At 53.4% G+C, this 18,937-nt stretch carries 13 protein-coding genes and 1 pseudogene; 6 read left to right on the top strand and 8 right to left on the bottom strand.

Going from position 1 to position 18,937, the window contains the following annotated elements:
- Positions 1–115 precede the first annotated feature (115 nt).
- The 4 genes from GOV53_RS08300 to GOV53_RS08315 form a co-directional block, all read right to left on the bottom strand.
- Positions 116–373: a DUF4242 domain-containing protein gene (locus tag GOV53_RS08300; protein ID WP_170465351.1), complete on the bottom strand. Its 258-nt coding sequence runs from the start codon at positions 371–373 to the stop codon at positions 116–118.
- Positions 374–399: 26 nt separating this feature from the next.
- Positions 400–3,981 carry an adenylate/guanylate cyclase domain-containing protein gene (locus GOV53_RS08305; protein WP_170465354.1) on the bottom strand — a complete coding sequence of 1,194 codons (3,582 nt, stop codon included), beginning with the start codon at positions 3,979–3,981 and terminating at the stop codon, positions 400–402.
- A gap of 376 nt (positions 3,982–4,357) precedes the next feature.
- Positions 4,358–5,725 carry a sensor histidine kinase gene (locus GOV53_RS08310; RefSeq protein WP_367648765.1) on the bottom strand — a complete coding sequence of 456 codons (1,368 nt, stop codon included), beginning with the start codon at positions 5,723–5,725 and terminating at the stop codon, positions 4,358–4,360.
- Positions 5,722–6,390: a response regulator transcription factor gene (locus tag GOV53_RS08315; RefSeq protein WP_170422429.1), complete on the bottom strand. Its 669-nt coding sequence runs from the start codon at positions 6,388–6,390 to the stop codon at positions 5,722–5,724. Before GOV53_RS08315 ends, GOV53_RS08310 begins: the two co-directional genes overlap by 4 nt.
- Before the next feature lie 139 nt (positions 6,391–6,529).
- On the opposite strand from GOV53_RS08315, the gene GOV53_RS08320 reads away from it, so the two are divergent.
- The 5 genes from GOV53_RS08320 (at position 6,530) to GOV53_RS08340 (ending at position 12,170) form a co-directional block, all read left to right on the top strand.
- On the top strand, positions 6,530–7,618 hold the full coding sequence (locus GOV53_RS08320) for a tricarboxylate transporter (RefSeq protein ID WP_155150290.1): 1,089 nt from the start codon (positions 6,530–6,532) through the stop codon (positions 7,616–7,618).
- A gap of 79 nt (positions 7,619–7,697) precedes the next feature.
- Positions 7,698–9,728 carry a tripartite tricarboxylate transporter permease gene (locus GOV53_RS08325; RefSeq protein ID WP_170465356.1) on the top strand — a complete coding sequence of 677 codons (2,031 nt, stop codon included), beginning with the start codon at positions 7,698–7,700 and terminating at the stop codon, positions 9,726–9,728.
- An 88-nt stretch (positions 9,729–9,816) separates the two neighbouring features.
- The gene (locus GOV53_RS08330; RefSeq protein WP_170465358.1) at positions 9,817–10,905 is read left to right on the top strand and encodes a 4-oxalomesaconate tautomerase; all 1,089 of its coding nucleotides are present in this window, start codon (positions 9,817–9,819) and stop codon (positions 10,903–10,905) included.
- A 51-nt stretch (positions 10,906–10,956) separates the two neighbouring features.
- Positions 10,957–11,175, top strand: a complete 219-nt coding sequence (locus tag GOV53_RS08335; protein ID WP_170465360.1) for a hypothetical protein — start codon at positions 10,957–10,959, stop codon at positions 11,173–11,175.
- A gap of 14 nt (positions 11,176–11,189) precedes the next feature.
- On the top strand, positions 11,190–12,170 hold the full coding sequence (locus GOV53_RS08340) for a D-2-hydroxyacid dehydrogenase family protein (RefSeq protein WP_170465362.1): 981 nt from the start codon (positions 11,190–11,192) through the stop codon (positions 12,168–12,170).
- 351 nt (positions 12,171–12,521) lie between these two features.
- On the opposite strand, the gene GOV53_RS08345 is transcribed toward GOV53_RS08340, so the two are convergent.
- On the bottom strand, positions 12,522–12,860 hold the full coding sequence (locus GOV53_RS08345; RefSeq protein WP_170465364.1) for a helix-turn-helix domain-containing protein: 339 nt from the start codon (positions 12,858–12,860) through the stop codon (positions 12,522–12,524).
- A gap of 197 nt (positions 12,861–13,057) precedes the next feature.
- Here GOV53_RS08345 and GOV53_RS08350 point away from each other — a divergent pair, with 197 nt between their 5' ends.
- Positions 13,058–14,152 carry a hypothetical protein gene (locus GOV53_RS08350; RefSeq protein ID WP_170465366.1) on the top strand — a complete coding sequence of 365 codons (1,095 nt, stop codon included), beginning with the start codon at positions 13,058–13,060 and terminating at the stop codon, positions 14,150–14,152.
- Positions 14,153–14,321: 169 nt separating this feature from the next.
- Here the strand turns inward: GOV53_RS08350 and GOV53_RS21305 are convergent.
- The 3 genes and pseudogenes from GOV53_RS21305 to GOV53_RS08370 all read right to left on the bottom strand — a co-directional run bounded on the left by GOV53_RS21305 (position 14,322) and on the right by GOV53_RS08370 (position 18,814).
- Positions 14,322–15,662 (bottom strand): annotated as a pseudogene (locus tag GOV53_RS21305) (adenylate/guanylate cyclase domain-containing protein).
- 219 nt (positions 15,663–15,881) lie between these two features.
- Complete coding sequence (locus tag GOV53_RS08365) at positions 15,882–17,495, bottom strand: mechanosensitive ion channel family protein (protein WP_170465372.1); 1,614 nt, start codon at positions 17,493–17,495, stop codon at positions 15,882–15,884.
- Positions 17,492–18,814 carry a mechanosensitive ion channel family protein gene (locus tag GOV53_RS08370; protein WP_170465374.1) on the bottom strand — a complete coding sequence of 441 codons (1,323 nt, stop codon included), beginning with the start codon at positions 18,812–18,814 and terminating at the stop codon, positions 17,492–17,494. Before GOV53_RS08370 ends, GOV53_RS08365 begins: the two co-directional genes overlap by 4 nt.
- Positions 18,815–18,937 lie beyond the last annotated feature (123 nt).

Consider the following 18,937-nt stretch of genomic DNA (forward strand, 5'->3'; position numbering starts at 1 on the left):
GCGTAAGCCTCCCTATTGTCAGGTCGGGCTTCTTGCAGTGCTGCCTCGGTCGATTGTTTCCCGTCGCGTTGTCCCGCGAAGGCATTTTACAGAATTGGGTGATATATGCTGCTGATCAGGCGAATATTGCCGGATCAATCCGATCCACGGGTGTTATGACATCGGCTGGGATGTTCAGGCGTTCGGCCGCCTTTCGCAGGCTTTCCTCGTCGGGGGCTTCGTACAGGCAGTACGTTTTGCGTTTGTCGGCACTGAGAAACGAAAAAATCCACTCGACACCGACTTCGTCATTGATCTCTTTGATGTGAATTTTGTCATTGTCTGTGACGTTCAGCTGCTCGGCAAAATTTCTTTCAATTATGTACCTTGGCATAATTTCCCCCAAACCAGATTTTTACCTTAACTCGGTACTCCTTCGAGCCTTGACCTTAGGGAAACCATACTCAATTTCTGTGAAATTGCCAACGCTTCCCCTTCCAGTTGAAACGCCTGTTCCACATCATCCGGGTGTCCCCGCCGCCTTAATGCGGATGCATAAGCCGCCTTGCTATGGGCAATCCAGGGCGGGCATTTCATGCGGGTATCGATCTCTATGGCCTTCTGGAACATTGCGTCTGAGGTATCCCAATCTTTCAATACCGCGCTCAGACGGCCCAAGCGTCGCGCAGCAGCGCCAGTGCAAACTGTGGTTGCCCCTGCGGTGATTGTCAGGTCTTCGTATGGGGCAAGCATGTCAAAGAGTGTTTTAGCGTGTTCCTGATGCTCAACGGCGACACATATGTCTGCCAGATATGACAATGTCGTTGAATACATGGCGTCAGGTGGAAGATCGAAGCCATTGCCGGCCATTTCAATCAGTACACGTTCGGCAGGTTCCTTGTATCCAAGTTCGGCAGCGATAAGACCAAATCCCGGCTTCCACGAAATGTCCTCAGGGCTGTCTGTCATCAGTTTCTTGATTACAGGCGCGACCTCGTGCAGCCGGTTCTGTTCGCGGCGGATGGTGAACATCTGAACTCCAAAAACGCCCTCAACATGTTCCCCATGAGTCTTCCGACCGATTTTAACCGCTTCGGTGGCGTGTTTCTCGGCCTGCTCAAAATCGCCGTCCATTATTGCAACCATGGCGCGTGCATGTTTCTGAACCCAATAGAGTTGCAGATGATTGTCCTTTTCCGAAATCTCAGTGAGCAATTCCAGTGAATGGTCCATCAACGCGCGGTCGGCCATCTCGGCGCCGACAAACAAGCTGAGAGTTCGATCTCGCCCTTGATCGATACTACCAAGATGTTCGGCCACACCATGCATAGCCTCGAGGTTTTCGCGCCAATGCTGGGCCTCTCTTCCCTTCCGCGCAACAAATGGGGCCCCGAAATGCATCATCATGACCGAGAACTGGGATTTATAGTCACCCAGTTTAGCGGCCAGTTCCATGGATTGCTGGCCGTAACGCGCCCCTTCGGAAAATTGACCGACGAACATATGGGCACGCGCAAGTTGGCTCATCAATCTGCACCGACGGACTTCATCATCGTCGGGCAAATCCTTCAGCGCATTATCGCAGAGATCGATTGCCTCACCGTGCCTCTCACTGGACATCATACAGGAGTCAGCGAAGTGGTTGGCCGCGTCTGCGGCCAGCTCTACGTTTTGCACCGCCCGGGCTGCGTTGGATGCGTCCTTGAGAACCGCTATCCCTTCGGGCAACTGGCCCAGGCTGTCATGGCTGCGGCCAACCAGGATCTTGGCTTTGATCAATTCCGAATTGGTGTCTGAGCCCAAATTCTCGGCGGCTCTTAGCGTCTCGTTGGCGTTGGTCATCGCCTCTTGGCTGGCAGATCGCGCCAACGCCATTTCTGCCGCAATCTGCCATTGTGCGAACGCAGCCTCCCAATCCTCAGCTTCTGAAAGGTGGCGGGCGACCAGTTCGGGACGACGCTCGATCTCAGCGGACCTTGTTCGTATCAACGCATGTGCCACGTCTGCATGTTGCTGTTTTCGGGTCGAGCTCAGCATGGACTGATAGGCGGTATCGCGAATAAGAGCATGACGGAAAACAAAATGCCCGCGATTGTGTCCGCTTTCGAAGATTATGCCGGTTCGAGCAAGCTCTTCGAGGCATTTGTTGATATCAGAATCTGCAAGGCGCATCGCCGCATGCAGAATACTCGGCTCAAATTCTCGACCAATTACAGAACCTGTAAGTGCGACCTGTTTTGCCTTAGGCGACACCGCGTCGAGACGCGCCATCAACGCGCCTTTCAAAGACGAAGGTATGTGGATTTGCCCGTGCTCTCCCGCCTCGACAATCGCTCGGGTCAGCTCTTCCACGAACAAAGGTACACCGTCGGTCTTTTCAATGATTGTGGCAATCAGGGCGTCGTCGGGTTTCTTGCCCGTAATGTTTTCGACAAGGTTTGAGACATGCGCAGCATCGAACCGGCGCAATACCAAAGACTGAACGTGCGTGTCCCCATCGTCTCGAGCCAGTTCCCACCCAGGCCTGTGGGTTATCAGGATCATCAGGGGAAGATCGGTGCATATTGACTTAAACCGCTCCAACAGGGCTTGGGTGGAAGGATCAATCCAATGAGCATCTTCGACGCACAGAATTACCGGACGCACGCTTGATCGCACTTGTACGGTGTGGATCAAAGTTTGGATTGTTATGTCACGCTGCTCCTGCGGTGACATCTCAAGCACCTGTTGGGCGAGTGCGCTTCGAGGTGCGACCAAAGCTGCGAAGACAGGCAGAACCTGTTCCCAGTCCAGTCCGGGCCGCCCTTCAAGCATATTCTGAACATGTTCAAGGATCAGATGGTCGTCGAAGCCCGGTTCGACCCCAGCGTCCTGGGAAATTCGTTGGGCAACCGGATGAAAGGGGCTGCTGCTGAGATAAGGGGAACAGTTCAGTCTTATGACATCGGCTTGCTCGTTTGCTGTGGTTTCAGCAAGGAACTCCTCTGTAAGTCGCGATTTTCCAATCCCGGGTTCACCGGACAGCAGAACAACCTCTCCGTGCCCATTCTGAGCCCGTTGCCATGTTTGCAGCAGTATCCCTTTTTCGTAGTCGCGGCCAATCATTGCGCTGGCGGCATCATCGCGATGTGAAGCTCGAAACCGGCTTTCCGCACTGCGTTCCGACACAACTTTCAAAAGTGTGCGCGGTTCAGCAAAACCCTTTAACTCTTTCTGTCCAAGGGATTTGTACTCAAATATCCCATGCAAAGCTGTCTCAGTTTCCTCGGCCGGCAAAACGACCGAGTTTGGTTCTGCATGTTCTTGAATCCTGGCCGCGAGATTGACAACCGGACCAGTCATGGCCCCTTCTTCATATGTGTTTTCACCGATGGTGTCGCCTACCACCACATCGCCGCTTGCAACGCCCAGTCTCACCGACAAACACTCTTCGTCCGGTGTTTTGAGCTCCCTGACACGACGCACGGCCTCGAGACCGGCTTTTATTGCCCGAATTGCGTGATCTTCGTAAGCCGTCGGCCAGCCAAAAAACACGAGAAGGCCGTCGCCCAAGTATTTTGCAACGTAGCCACCGTATCGAGTTACGGCTCCAGCCACAGCATCCTGGTAGTTTTGCAGCAATTCCCGCATATCTTCAGGATCAAAACGATTAGTAAGTTCGGTGGAACCGACCAGATCGGCAAACAAGACTGTTACGTGACGCCTCTCTGCGGTGGCCGGTTCACTATGCTTGTTTTTGAGCAGATCGTCATTTTTCGCATTGTCTGAGGTCGGCGCTTGTTCACGAGTTGCTTGTAACGAAGAAGTTGTCTGCTGCTGGCTGACCAGCTTGTGAATTGCAGCGAGGATGATTTTTCGGTGACCCAGACTTACTCCAAGCTCTTTTAAGTCGTCGCCAGACAGGAGCGGCAGAACACGCGCATCGATATCGTTCTCCGCAAATGCATCTGCGTACTGACCCAGTTCGAGGTCTTGTAGCCACTGGTCTATTTCAACTGACATCTTTGGATCATGATGAGATACGTGTCACTAATCAAGAATCTGCTTTCAAAGCGGGCTGACTATTCAATGAACAGACTCAGAATCCATCAATCGTCTGGCGACCCGACAAGCTTGGCTATTGCAAAAGCATTCCAGATCAGTGCGAGCAGCTGTTTGACTGCGGGAATACGGTGTTTTTCCCTTAATGACAGCTTCTTCGCAAATGTGGACATTCAACAGATGTAGGCAAAGGACCGCATCGAGTCCAAAGGCGACAAAAATATATATGATGATCGCTGCGTTCGTCGCTCAGTGCGAAAAACTTGCTTTCGTATCAATCGCAAGAACGCGCGTTGATTTTGATTGGTTTCGGATTTCGAGTGAAATTAGAAACAGCTTACAAGTCTATGGGGAGCTTAAGCGTAATGCTCGCTCCTCTTTCGACTTGGTTGATTTCGATTATTCCTCCGTGGCGCTGCGCCACCGCAGAGACGATTGACAGCCCCAAACCGCTGCCCTCGGAATGTTCCAACTGCGAAAACCGATTGAATGCCGCTTCGCTGTGGTCTGGCGAAAGGCCAGCACCGTCATCGGCCACGGTCAGGTTGACGTATTTGCCGTCACACCGCAGCTCAACTGAGATTTGGCTCAACTTTGTGCCACCGTGTTTGATTGCGTTGTCCAACAGGTTCTTTAGAGCCTCAATCAGAAAGACCCGATCGCCGAATACCGCGACCGCCCTCTCGGGCATCGTTACATCAAACTCGATACCCTTCGCGAGGATGTGAACTCCCATCTCGGCGCAGGCCTCTTCCACGACCGAGCGGAAGTCAATTTTATCCATTTGGTCTTGATGCGTTGGCTGTCTGAGCCTCTCGAGTGACAAAAGCTGTTCGGCAACTGTTGCTGAGCTTTTTGCCGCCGCAACAAGCTCTGAGATGCGTTTCTCTCGGTCGTCATCCGTTTTTGCGTCCTGCAGCGCTTCGGCCATCGATTGCACGGCGGCCGCTGGATTCCGCAGCTGATGTGCAGCTTCGGATATGAACACTTGATGGGCGTTGATACTGTTTTCCACCTGCCCAAAAAGCCGGTTCAGGGTCCTGACAACTCCTTGAACTTCGACTGGGACAGGGCGTTTAATCTCACTGAGGTCATCCGGTGAACGCAGGTCTATTGCGTCCTGCAAATCCAGCAAGGGCCTAAGGCCACGAGCTACGCCGAACCACACTACAATGGCGAGGGTGACCAGCAGAATTCCCATGAGAATTCCTGCGCGGATTGACAGTTCATTCGCAAACGCATTGCGGTCCGCCATACGTTGCCAGACGGTAACCGTCGCATCTCCGATTAGATTGTCTATGGTCACGCGTTCCGTCATCTTAAGAACGCGCACTGGTTCCTGGCGGTAGAGCGCTTCGAAAAACTGCGGTTTGTACGCCTCTTGAGCAGACTGGTTGGTGGCTGCCGGAGGGTAGGCATAGCCTGTTACATAGATGCCGCCGGGGCCCGTTACGTGGTAAAATATCTCTCCGCCCGACGCGTCGCGGATCATGCTGCGTGTTGTTGGTGACAGCGCGTCACCCCCCGAAATCGCAACATCTCGCGATATGGCTAGGCCAGCAGATAACAGGCTGTCGTCGAACAATTCCTGAGCCGTATTCTGCGCAATCATAAAACGCCAAAGACCAAGCAGAGCGGCAATTAACACCAAGGGGGTTAGGATAAGAATGAAAAGCCTTGACCTGAGCGAGCCGTGATTGATCACTTCTGCACCTCAAGCAGATATCCCAGACCTCGGGCTGTCTTTATTCTAATACCGAGATCTTGAAGACGTTTTCTCAGCCTAGATACATGAGGCTCAACGGCAGAGGCCTCGACATCGGCACCCACGCCATAGACGTAGTCTGTAAGTTGGCTTTTGGGAACAATTCTACCCCTGCGCTCTAACAGGCATTCAAGCACCGCGATTTCCCTCCGCGGAATGTCCATAACTTCGCCCTGCACACTGACCTGACGTGCGGCGCGGTCGAATTCCAGGCCACCGATGCTCTCCTTTGCTCCGTAGTCGAGGTCTTTGCGTCGAGAAAGCGCCCGGATGCGTGCTTCCAACTCGTCCATTTCAAATGGCTTAACCAGGTAATCATCGGCACCCATATCCAACCCGGAAACGCGGTCGCGTGTTTCGGCACGTGCCGTGAGCAAGATCACCGGTACTCCGTCGCCACGATTGCGAAGAGACTTTAGAATTTCCAGCCCAGACTGTCCGGGTAAATTGATGTCCAGAACAACTAGGTCCGCGCCCTCTTGCGCGAGATACAACTCAGCCTCATCGCCATCCACAAGCACTTCTGCTGCATGACCCCGGTCACGTAGGCGGTAAGCAATAGCTTTGGCGAGGGTCTCGTTATCCTCGACGATGACGATCCGCATTCGGGCTCCTGCAAGTTTCGCGCAAGGTTGGCGCTCCATGATTGCCAGATGGGAGGGGGAATCAACCCCACAGTTCTATTTGCGATCACGGTGGCGCAGAGGGCGCTAGCGTGGTTGTCTGGTCAACAGGGAGGAACCAATGACCATTTCCAACTTCACTCGTCGCGCCGTCGTGGGGCTGATCGCCGCCGCCGGTATCGCCGCACCTGCCGCTGCCGAGGTCGACTTCTCGGGCAAGACAGTTGAATGGGTCATCCCGTTCTCGGAAACGGGCGGGTCTGCCAAATGGGCCAACTTCTTTGCGCCACTTCTGTCCGAAGCTCTACCGGGTCAACCGACAGTGGTCGTGAAATTCATGCCGGGCGCTGGTTCGACCAAAGGCGCAAACTGGTTCCAGGAGCAGAGCCATGATGATGGAACGCTGCTATTTGGCACCTCCGGCTCAACTCAATTCCCATATCTGCTGAGCGATCCTCGCGTGCGCTATGAATACAACGATTGGATTCCAGTTATGGCGTCGGGAACCGGCGGTGTTGCCTATCTGAACGCCGAAGACGGAGCTAAGTTTGATGGCTCCGCGAACGCGCTGAAAGACACCAACTTCATTTACGGTTCGCAGGGCGCGACACGTCTTGACCTTGTGCCGCTGCTGGCCTGGCAAATGCTGGGTATGAATGTTGAGCCTGTTTTTGGCATCAAAGGCCGCGGCGATGGTCGCCTGATGTTCGAGCGCGGTGAAGCCAACATCGATTATCAGACCTCGTCCGGCTATCTGGGTGGATCAGCGCCTCTGGTCGAATCCGGTCAGGCTGTGCCGATGATGACCTGGGGTGCTCTGGATGCGGACGGCAACATCGTGCGCGACCCGACCTTCCCGGACATTCCGACATTCAAAGAAGTATGCGAAGCGACCGATGGCTGTGAAACCAGCGGTGAGGCATGGGATGCGTGGAAAGCGTTCTTTGTGGCCGGTTTCCCGGTTCAGAAGCTGGCCTTCCTGCCGGGTGACACGCCTCAGGAAGTGGTCGACGCATACACAGCAGCGTTCCAGGCTGTGACCGAGCGCGGCGACTTTGCCGACATCTCCTCGAAGCGCGTGGGCAAGTACCCGGTGTTTGTTGGTGACGGCTCCAAGTCGGCGCTGCAAACTGCGACAAACGTCGACGACAACGCCAAGGCCTATGTCCTGAACTGGCTCAAAGAAGCCTATGGTGTCGAGCTGAACTAAGCCCAAACACCACTGCGCGTGCCCCAATGTTGGGCGCGCGCTTTTCCAAACACAAGACAATTTATGAAAGGCGGCCGCTATGGAGGTTTTCGCCACCGCTCTTCCTGCGCTCAGCGACGCGTGGGGTCTGATCCTGCAACCTATTGTTCTGGGGTATCTTGTTCTCGGCGTCGTCATGGGGCTGGCCGTAGGTGTTTTTCCGGGGCTTGGGGGTATTGCCGGTCTGTCCCTATTGCTGCCTTTCATGTTCGGCATGGACCCTATCCTTGGGTTGGCACTGATGATCGGGATGGTTGCCGTTGTTCCGACCTCTGACACCTTTGCATCGGTTCTTATGGGCATCCCCGGTAGCTCTGCCTCACAGGCGACCGTGCTGGACGGCTTTCCGATGGCAAAAAAGGGCGAGGCCGCGCGGGCATTGTCAGCGGCCTTTGCTTCATCGCTTTTTGGCGGTTTGGTCGGCGCAACATTTCTGACCATGTTTATCCTGATCGCGCGGCCCATCGTTCTGGCATTCGGTCTGCCCGAGATGCTGATGATCACCATTCTTGGCTTGTCGATGGTCGCCATCCTAGCCGGACGTATCCCGCTTAAGGGTGTCGCCGCCGCAGGGTTGGGCCTGATGGTCGGTACGATTGGCGAGGCGGACGCAGGCGGTTCGCTACGTATGGCGACGTATGACATTCCTTACCTGACCGATGGTCTGAAGTTGGTCATCGTCGGCTTGGGTATCTTTGCGGTGCCCGAAATCGTCTCGCTGCTGCGACAAGACCGATCCATTGCCAAGGGTGCCTCACTAGGCGCGGGTTGGCTGGATGGCGTCAAAGACTGGGCTGCGAACATCTGGTTGTCGGTCCGCTGTTCGATCATTGGTGTGGTTGTCGGAGTCATTCCCGGGCTTGGTGGCTCGGTCGTTGACTGGATTGCCTATGGTCATTCGGTTCAATCGACCAAAGACAAAAGCAACTTCGGCAAAGGCGAAGTGCGTGGCGTCATCGGGCCGGAAAGCTCGAACAACGCCAAGGAGGGCGGGGGGCTTGTCCCAACGCTGCTGTTTGGTATCCCCGGCTCGGGTTCGATGGCGATCTTTATCGGCGCAGTTGCACTGTTGGGATCCGGCGATATCGAGGTTGGTCCCAGCATGCTCAAGGATAATCTCGACATCACCTATTCGATTGTCTGGTTGCTAGCTCTTGCCAACGTGGTGGGCACCATCCTGTGTATCGCAGCCTCGGGTGGGATCGCCAAACTGACAACAATCCGCTTCACTTATCTGGCGCCGTTTCTTTTCATGCTGATCAGCTTCGCGGCATTCCAGTCCGGTCAGAACTTTGAAGACCTTCTGGCCTTGTTTGTCATCGGCCTGATCGGCATCTTCCTGCGCCGTTTCGACTGGTCGCGCCCGGCCTTTCTGATTGGGTTCGTGCTGTCGAACCCGGTTGAGAAGTTCACCAACCAGGCGTTCCAGATTGCCTCTTTCCGCTTCCGCAAAAGCTTTGGCGAAGGCATGGAGTACGTCTTCAGCCCGATTGTTATCGTGCTGATCGTGGTTACCGTGGTTTCGGTCATTCTGGGCATTCGTCAAGCTAAGATGATCATGGCCGAAGGTGAGGTCAAATCCGGAAGCAAGCGCGCGCCGTTGATCTTTTTGTTGGTGATCATGGCCTATCTGATCGTGGCATTGGTTAATGCAAACATGATCCCTGACTACAATATGACCGACAAGATCATCCCGCTGGTGATCGGCAGCGTGTCGCTGTTTTGCTGCGTCATTCTATTGATCCAGATGATGCGGCGACCCGAGGGGGACGCGATTTTTGCTGACAAGGAACTCGCAGGCGAGGATGCGAGCGCGCCACATGGACTTTGGTCAACGCTCGCGTGGTTTGCAGGTTTGATCGCGGCCACCTGGGTTGTGGGATTCATCTTAGCCCTGATCGGGTTCCTGATCGCATTCTTCCGCATTCGCGCCGGGTCCAGCTGGCAGATGACGCTGCTCCTGACGGCCTGCGGCATCGGTTTCATGTGCTTCATGGCTGGTGCTCTGAACCGGGATTTTCCGCCGGGTCTGCTGCAAGACATGGTGAACCTGCCATGGCCACTCAAGTAGGCGCTCCACGGTTGCCCGGCTGGCCCATCAGGCGGGCCGGGCGGCCCTGAAATCAGAAATTTCAAAGGCTTGTAAAGGAGGGTTCTCAATGACCCAGACAGCAATCCCATATGTCTTCATGCGCGGCGGCACTTCCCGAGGACCTTATTTTCGGCGCTCTGATCTGCCCGAAGACTTGGACACTTTGGCCGATGTTCTGGTCGCTGCCCTCGGGGCTGGACAAGCGCTCAATATCGACGGGATCGGTGGTGGTAACGCAGTGACGACCAAAGTGGCGATCCTATCCGTCAGCGAGGACGACTGGGCTGATGTCGACTATTTCTTCGCGCAGGTTTCGGTTGAGGAGAAGCTGGTCGATTTCAAACCCACCTGCGGAAACATCCTCTCAGGAGTTGGTCCAGCTGCGATTGAAATGGGTTTGTTTCAGCCCACCGGCGATGAGACCGAAATCCGCATTCGCGCTGTCAATACCGGCGCCCGCGTCGTTGCCAAAGTGCAGACCCCGGGAGGTGAGTTGGTCTATGAGGGTGACGCGGAAATCGCCGGAGTTCCGGGCCATTCTGCACCGGTACAGCTGAGTTTCATGGGCGTTGTTGGCTCGGCAACAGGTGCATTTCTACCCACAGGAAACTTGCGCGATATAGTGCAGGGGATCGAGCTGACGTGCATGGATGTCGCCATGCCGATGGCCATAGCACGGGCAGCGGATTTCGGACTGACAGGATATGAAAGCGCCGAAGAACTGGATGCCAACCGTGCTTTCTTTGATCGGATGGAGGCCGTGCGGATCGAAGCCGGGAAACTGATGGGTATGGGGGACGTTTCGAAATCGGTTACTCCCAAATTCGGCCTGATGGCACCCGCCAGAGAGGGGGGAACCCTTGCGGTTCGGTATTTCATGCCGTGGAAAACCCACCCGACAATGGCCGTCACGGGTGCGCAATGCATGGCATCTTGCGCCTTGACGCCCGGAACCGTCGCAGACGGGGTGCTTGATCGCCCGGATTCAAGCCCGGCTGAAGTTGTATTGGAACACGCCTCAGGCAAGATTGACGTTCTGGTGGACTTTTCGAACGACGGGGAGTTCAACGTAATTTCCGCCGGTCTGGTCAGGACTGCGCGTAAATTGGCGGATGGGCATGTTTATGTGCCGGAATCAGAATGGAACGGCTGTTGAAATGGCAGGTCTCACTGGGTATACTATGGTATACATAATGAGGGTGTCACGATGGACGACTATTCCGAATGCCTTGATATCGCGCGTCAGGAACTCAGGCTGGCGCAGGCGGCTCTGCGGAGGGATATCTCGGACTACCCGACTCCGATTGCCGGGTGTGACGAGCAATTCAACCATTTGCTGGATCAACGTGAACGGGTTCGCAATGCGCTAGAAGCACTCGACACTCGTCATTTTGTGCCGACGCCAAGAAAACTGAGCACCGAGTAGGGTATAGGAAGTCGATGAAAGTTCACATTCTGGATGATTGGTTTGATACACTGCAGGATCTGCCCTGTTTTGGAAAGCTGTCACGTCATGACGTGAAGGTCTGGACAGATCATGTTGAAGATACCAGCGAATTGGCCGCACGCTTGCAGGAGGCTGAGGCGCTGGTTTTGTTTCGCGAACGCACCAAGATCACCCGCGATTTGGTTGAAAAACTCCCAAATCTGAAATTGATCAGTCAGCGCAGCGTGTACCCCCATGTCGATGTGCAGGCATGCTCGGATTGCGGCGTGCTGCTGTGTTCGAACATGCATGGCGGGACGCCTTCATATGCAGCAGCAGAACTGACATGGTCGCTGATCATGGCCGGGATGCGCGATTTGCCTGCGCAGATGGCCTCGGTCAAAGCCGGACAATGGCAGGCCGGAGTAGGCAAGACCTTGAAGGGGCGGCAGCTGGGGCTTTATGGATATGGCCGTATCGCCCGCGCTGTTGCTGGCTATGCCGAGGCTTTCGGGATGAATGTGGTCTGGTGGTCCTCGGACGAAGGTCGGGCGCGCGCGCAGGCAGATGGTGTTCAAGTCGCCGCAAGCCGCGAAGCGTTCTTTGCCAACAGCGATGTTGTCTCGGTCCATGTCCGCCTGAAGCCCAACACACGCGCCATCATCACAGCGTCGGATTTCTCGCAGATGCAACCGGGAGCACTGTTTGTGAACACCTCCCGGGCCGGGCTGATCGCAAAGGGTGCATTGCTTGAGGCGCTAAATGCAGGCCGCCCAGGCAAGGCCGCAATTGATGTCTTCGATACCGAGCCGCTCACCGACCCGAATGACCCTTTGCTATCGCACCCAAAACTGATTGCGACACCGCATATCGGCTTTGTGACCGAGGACGAGTTCGACCTGCAATTCTCAGACATATTCGATCAGGTGAACGCCTTTGCTGAAGGCGCTCCCATTCACATGATCAACGCCGAGGTTTGGACTAGCGCAGAATAAGATTGATTGCGGTTGCCAACGACATAACTAACAAAGAAACGGCGGTCCTTTTTCTCGTCATAGACTGCTCCAGAATGGCTCGAAGCTGACTAAATCACTGGAAAGCCAAATTGAGGAGGCTAAACCTCCCAGTGCAGATACGCGACGTCTGCTTCACCACCTAGACAAGCGAACCGAAGTAACTCAGTTCATTCCAGTATGAAAGTATCCTGCAATGTATCGCAAAGATCGTTCAACGAATGCCGTGACCATTTACAAGCTAGGCATCAAATGCGCGGCCTGAGCTGAGACTTACCGAAAACAACCGATGAGATGCCGAGACGGACGCACGCTATTCCGTTTGGTTTTATGTTATTGGCTCGCTTCCTGATCGCTGAGCAACGCTCGCATAATTGCGCGAATGCGACGCTGATTTTCCGCGTCTAACGCAAAATACAATGCGTTTGCTTGAGGGTCGCTTTGCTGAGGGCTTATAAGATCGCCCGGGTCGGCGTGAAGCACATTCGCTATTCGAACCAGGGTTGCGACATTCGGAGTGCGCGCGCGACCGCTCAACAAGTCTCTGACCGAAGTCACTCCAAGCCCTGCAGCTTTCGCCACAGCACCAGGGTTGGTGCCCTGTTCTTCAATGAGATCGGCGATTTTTGAAGCAATTCGTTTCCCGAGTTCGACGTCGTTCTCAATCTGCATGATTTCCCATCGGTAACTTATGTTCTGTCATTCAACGGGTTAATGCCGAGATTCGCGACCGTCAACAGGATGGTAACTGCAGAGTTGCAAAAAGCGCATAACCGAAATGCGCGTCAAATCATTGCATATCGATGATTTATCGTCTATTTCGACCTCACAAAGATGATCAATCACACCTCATAGACAGAGAAACAACAATGACCCTCTTTTCAAAAGTAATGATGGCAACCCTCATGGCCTCAACCGCACTGGTTTCATCAGCAGACGCCTGCTCGCGTCTCGCCAAACACTCTGACCACGGTGTCGCTTATGTCCGCTCGGTGGACTGGGGCACCAAAACCGGAATGGATCTGGTGACCTTCGGGGTTGGTGATGACGTGACGACCTACGAAGCCGAAGGGTTCTATCGTCAGGCAAACGAACCGGCGAAAAACTTCACCGTGGCTTGGGTAGAAAATGAGTCTTTCCACGGTGTTCAGGCACAGGCCTTCAATGACAAAGGAATGGTTGCCGATACTCTCTACATGGCACCCAGTGCGGACTACATTGGCGATTATAAAGATAATGGCGCCCCAGCTGTGAACTTGGCCGACGCTCCGGGTTATCTGGTCGCAATGTACGACACAGCCCCCGAAATTGCCGAAGCGTATAACTCAGGTGAGTTCCAGTTCGCGTGGTCTGCAGATTTGGGCTATGCGGGTCAGCACGGAGTACATGTATCGGCTGTGGATGCAAATGGAGATGCCGTTCTTTTCCAAGTAAACGAAGGTGGCGAAGTTCTGGTTTACACCGGTAACATTGAAGGCTCGGACCTTGGAGTGAAAGCGAACGCGCCGTTGCTTCAGTATCATCGCGAGAACATCGCGGCGTTCAATGCGGAAGATGGTAATACTGCAGAGAATGTTCCTGCGGACATTTCCTCGGCAAGCCGTCACCTGCGTCTGACCTGGCTTAACCAGAACATTTCTCTGGGTGGTATGTCCAAGCCTGAAGCTTTGGGAACGGTACAAAACATGTATGACAGCGGTGCCAGTGTCCCCCAACAGGTTATCGATCCAACCATCGGAGCGACCTATACCACCAGACAAACCAGCAGAACGATTCTGGGAGATGACATCATCACTGTTCGGGATTTCGCGACAGCCGCGGAAATTTCTTACTCGATCACAGACGCCAAGATCGCTCACGAACTTAGTGGTGGCCGGGTATGCGCCGATGCCATGGATCAAGCCAATGAAGGTGGCCGGATGATCCAGTTCCGCTCATGCCCGAAGCCTGCAGCAGGATCCTGATACCTCCGCAAATTAAGTCCAGAAAAGCCCCGTGATCATGTGGGGCTTTTCTCTTTTTTGACATGCCTCGCTTACTCAAGCCGTCGGCTTTGTTGTACTACCCTGCAACTTTCTGAACTCGGCTGAACGTCCGGTTGGCCTACGAAACGGTCAATAGAGATCGCTGTGGCTACTTGGAGTATTTCCAGACTTTCACTTTAGACGCTCTGCCGCGGATTTTCTGAAGACCTGCATCAATCAAGGGATCGAGATTGGCGTTTGGGTTTTGCTGTTTGATTGCACAAACCAAATCGTCGCTCACAACCAACCGAGTGTTCAGTTGTCTGGTTAAGTGCTCGATCCTGCTTGCGATGTTCACAGTGTCGCCAATCACGCTGTATTCCAAGCGCCGTTCATTCCCTATGTCTCCGGCGACCTCGGCGCCCCAGTGCAGCCCGATCCCAACACGGATCGGATCGTCGCCGGACAACGCTCTTTCAGTGTTTCACTCGTCCAATGCTTCGAGCATTTCATAAGCGCTGTTTAGTGCGTTTTGGGGGTCGCGAGGGTTCGGGTTGGGAGTTCCAAAGGTCGCCATCAGCCCGTCGCCAATGTACTTGTCCAAGGTGCCCGAGTTTCTAAATACCGCTTTACCCAAACGTTCATGATAGCCTCTAAGAAGCTCAATCACCTCATCGGCAGTCGCTTTTTCGCAAAGTTTTGTGAACCCGATGATGTCCGCAAAAAGTACTGCAACTTTTTGGTGTTTACCGGCCGCAAGACCAACACCTGATCTGCTTAGTTGGTCGACTACATTTGGTGAAAAGTATCTTGCCAGACTGGCCCGCTTCCTCTCAGTCGAAAGGAGATTGCTAACGAGCCGCCGAGATCGCGCAACAACGATAGCAAAGCCTGCAGACAATATCACAACAACCAGCAATTCTGTGGCGGCATATCCCAGAAACAGAAAATTGAGGTCAGTGCCTCCGGCAAGCCAAGCTTCAACTGTCTGTTCCGGCAAGTCCAGATTACTGTATGCACCTGGTAGGCTCAAAAACCATACCCACATGCCGATACGAGCAATCGCTATGCTGAAACCGCACCAGACAACCAAGAAAGGTCGAAAGCTGAAGGATGCCTGCATCAGAAACATCAAAAAGTATAAGAAACGCGCTGAGTTCATCGAAATGGCTGGCGGCCATGAAATGTCAGAAAACGGCGAACCGAGACTGAAAACTACCGCCAGTAACAGGCAGTCTAACGTAACGAACACATACTGAATGCTGCGTCCGCCACGACGCGAGTATGCTGCGATGTACTGCAAACCACCAAGCAAAACAAAAGCGAAGATTTCAAGAAGAGCAAAAAAATATGATGGTCCAGTTTCCGGGCTATCAATGGCCTGCCACAGTAGAACAAGTGCAAGAGCAATAGTGCGGACCTTTGCGGCCAGCATCATGCCTTGGCGTTCTTCCTCGGCGAAAGCCGCGCCGCCGCGTGATCGTACTCTTTCTTGAACGGTTTCTGACATGCGCCAGACAGTCTAAACTATTCACGCCAAATCGCTAAGTCACTCTCTCACATAGGCTGAGAAGCAATACAACTCCGTTCGCTTTGGGCTCGAAGCGGACGTTCGCAAGGATAGCTTCATTACCCGCTCTGCGGACCAAGCAACGTGGTTACTAAATGACGTGTTTTGTGCGGTACGAAGCTTAAGCACCAACGCTGATAGGGAATTGCTGAATACGGTTTATTCAACGTGGTGCGCAAGTCTGCCGTCCCATTCTTCTGTTGAAACCTTGGGTTCCGGCGGGTCAGCAATGTAAGACGGTGTCATTATCTGTGTTCCGTTTTCGTTGAACACATCGACAATGTTCTCGCGCAAATCGGACAAAATCTTGGGCAGGCTCGATCCACGCGAAGTGTATGCGTTGATCTCATAATTGATTGCGTAGTCAGCCAGCTGTGTCCAAAGGACAAATGGCTCTGGGTTCTTTCTTAATCCTTGAGTTCGATGAGCCGCCTCTATCAGCATCGCTTTGATCTTCTTGGGCGGCTCTTCGTATCCGATCCCGACTGTCGTGTGAACCAATAGCCCCCGACCGTCTACTTTGCGCGAATAGTTTACGACCTCGGAGTTGAGTAGCTGTGCATTTGGAATGCTTATCATCTCGTTCTTTATCGATTTAATCAGTGTTTCCATTAACTTGATCTCTGTTACGTCTCCGATCTTGTCGCCAACCTGAATGCGGTCACCGACGTTGGTACTGCGTCTGTAGATGACAAACAGACCGGCCATCATATTTGAAACAACGGTGTTCGAACCGAGCGAAACCATAATACCCGCCAAAATCGTCAAGCCCTGAAAAGCCCGGGAATCGGAACCAGGGATATAGGGGTACGCAAACACCAGCGCGATGACGATCACCAACGCGCGGAACAACATGTTAGTGGGGGCGATCCAATGATCCTCAAAGTCTTTCAGTTCGAAAGCCCCGTTCTCAAGGTTCTCAAAGAACAGGTCGAGACCGCGAATTGCCAACCTGGTCACAGCTGCGATGATTGCGAGCATGATCAAGTTGGGGACGTAACCAACAATTGCCAAAACAACGGTTACGAGTGGCTCACTTACGTACTTCAAGAGGATCTGGGCTATACCCTGCGTTTCGGCAAAGGAGAGCAGCACCAATGAAAGATAGTAGTAGAAAAAGAATAGAAAGAAGACCCACATCAATATGTGGATTGAATAGACTATAATCGATGCGATTGCCCTGCTTCTCAAGATCGATTTTGTGGCTTCCTCAACGCCTTCAGCCCTCTTTTCCAAGTTGTTTCTGATGTAGTCCAATAGCTTTCGCCGCTTCGCAAAAAACGCATACGAAGCGAGGGCAAAGACTGCCGTCCAAGCAAATGCAGCCATCGCACTATCTACTCTGCCTTCATTGGACCGAGCATCTCGGTATTGAAGGATTGCCGTCTCAATCGCTTCAGCCTGAAGCCCAGCCAAGACTTCCATAGCCATTTGTTCGTGCTCGGCGTCAGCCTGAGTGGTTGTCGTAACCATTTGTCCGTCGACGCGTATCATTTTCCCAAATTCCGCGTCCGATACTTGAACCTGAACCGAAGCCCTCGTCGAAGCATCGGCGACCTGAGCAATCCGTTCCTCGATCTTTCTCGCCCGTTCGGTAGCGGGCAAAGCACTTGAGCCGCGAACCAAGAATAGCTCTTCGCCATCCACAATCACCGGCGCTATGAATTCGGGATCATTTCTTTCTTCGACAGGTGCGAGAATTTCTTCAGACTGAGCAAGCGCAACAGTGCAGGCAAATAGAAGCGGCAGGAACCATAACGTAAGAGCCCTCATGGTTTTACTCCTTCTACGGGAATTATGTGCACATCACGTTGCGGGAACGGTATGGATATACCTTCCGTGTCAAACCGCTCTTTCGCTTGACCAGTAAGGTCCCAATAGACAGTCCAATAGTCATCGGACTTGGACCATGGACGGCAGAAGATGTTAACGGAATTGTCTCCCAACTCTCCCACGAAGATTTCAGGTTCCGGTGTTTTCAGACAAAGCTGGTGACGTGCGACCAAGTCCTTGAGGACTTCAATTGCTTGGGCAGCGTTGTCCGAATAAGCGATGCCAAAGACCAAATCGACCCTACGTTCTTCGGATGCGCTCACATTAGTTATTACGTCCCCCCAAATCTTGCTGTTGGGGACTATGATAATCTGGTTATCGAATGTTCTGATCTTGGTTGAAACCACCGACATCTCATCAACAAACCCAGATGAACCACCTACTTGGATATAGTCACCAGTATCGAACGGTTTGAGAACCATGATCATCAGACCGCTTGCGAGGTTGCCTAACGTTTCCTGCAAAGCAAAACCTAGGATGAACGACAAACCCCCAAGCACCGCAAACAGCGGTGTAACGTTAACTCCGAACAAAGCTAATACGACGAGAATGCCAAGGACGAAAACGGCCCAGTACACGGTGGTGGCGATGAAGCGTTTCAGCATTCTGGAAATAGTTGGAATTTTGTTCAGACCCCGTTCAGTGACCCGGCGCACCATACGCGCAACGAACATCATGGCCCAAACTGCCAGCAGAACGCCCATGCCAGCTATCAACAGGCCGACGCCCCCGTCCCACGAGAACAACCAAGACCACGCGTTCTGAAAAAGCGTTTGAAGGTCGGTTGTCTTTAAGGCTCCCGTTTTCAATGCAAGAATGTAATCAGTGTGCGGTTCTAGATCTTCCGCCTTCGCGCCTTTGAGGGCCCATGCTTCGAGCACCAAACGATAGTTGATGAGAACGTCTGATCCAGAGTTGTTCAAGGAGGCCAACTGAGACCGCAAGGTGTCTTCCCGAGTTCCGCTCGCCGACCGAAGTTGCAAGTTTAATTTCGCGACTTCTTCGAGCCGAGAGCGCACGTAACTCTGCCAATTTCCGGCGACCTCAGAAAGTTCTTCAGACGTTAAGGGAACAAGCAGGATCTCGAGGTCATCGGCCGCAATCATCTCATCTACGACTGAATTGATAAGATCGTCGTTCTCGACTTCGACAGCCTCTTGGCCCGCCTCAGTTTCTTGCGCGCCGGCAGGGAAAGCGCCCAATAACGCTGTGAACCAAAGGAATGACCAAATCGTCAACGTTCTCAGTGCTTGTCTCATCAATCTGTCCCCTACTTCCTTAACGGTTGAAGAGAGCACACACACATACGCAAAAAAATCCATAGTTATGTTTATGTTTGAATATTTCCCTGTGACGAACACACCAATCTTCGGATCGCTTTC

The sequence above is a fragment of the Ruegeria arenilitoris genome (genome assembly GCF_013035315.1).
GTDB classification, from domain to species: Bacteria; Pseudomonadota; Alphaproteobacteria; order Rhodobacterales; family Rhodobacteraceae; genus Ruegeria; species Ruegeria arenilitoris_D.

Excerpts from the sequence above, each read along its gene's own strand:
- GOV53_RS08315 (WP_170422429.1), bottom strand. The coding sequence starts at position 6,390 with ATGCGGATCGTCATCGTCGAGGATAACGAGACCCTCGCCAAAGCTATT.
- GOV53_RS08345 (WP_170465364.1), bottom strand. The coding sequence starts at position 12,860 with ATGCAGATTGAGAACGACGTCGAACTCGGGAAACGAATTGCTTCAAAA.
- GOV53_RS08370 (WP_170465374.1), bottom strand. The coding sequence starts at position 18,814 with ATGAGACAAGCACTGAGAACGTTGACGATTTGGTCATTCCTTTGGTTC.
- GOV53_RS08320 (WP_155150290.1), top strand. The coding sequence starts at position 6,530 with ATGACCATTTCCAACTTCACTCGTCGCGCCGTCGTGGGGCTGATCGCC.
- GOV53_RS08330 (WP_170465358.1), top strand. The coding sequence starts at position 9,817 with ATGACCCAGACAGCAATCCCATATGTCTTCATGCGCGGCGGCACTTCC.
- GOV53_RS08325 (WP_170465356.1), top strand. The coding sequence starts at position 7,698 with ATGGAGGTTTTCGCCACCGCTCTTCCTGCGCTCAGCGACGCGTGGGGT.
- GOV53_RS08335 (WP_170465360.1), top strand. The coding sequence starts at position 10,957 with ATGGACGACTATTCCGAATGCCTTGATATCGCGCGTCAGGAACTCAGG.
- GOV53_RS08340 (WP_170465362.1), top strand. The coding sequence starts at position 11,190 with ATGAAAGTTCACATTCTGGATGATTGGTTTGATACACTGCAGGATCTG.
- GOV53_RS08365 (WP_170465372.1), bottom strand. The coding sequence starts at position 17,495 with ATGAGGGCTCTTACGTTATGGTTCCTGCCGCTTCTATTTGCCTGCACT.
- GOV53_RS08350 (WP_170465366.1), top strand. The coding sequence starts at position 13,058 with ATGACCCTCTTTTCAAAAGTAATGATGGCAACCCTCATGGCCTCAACC.
- GOV53_RS08305 (WP_170465354.1), bottom strand. The coding sequence starts at position 3,981 with ATGTCAGTTGAAATAGACCAGTGGCTACAAGACCTCGAACTGGGTCAG.
- GOV53_RS08300 (WP_170465351.1), bottom strand. The coding sequence starts at position 373 with ATGCCAAGGTACATAATTGAAAGAAATTTTGCCGAGCAGCTGAACGTC.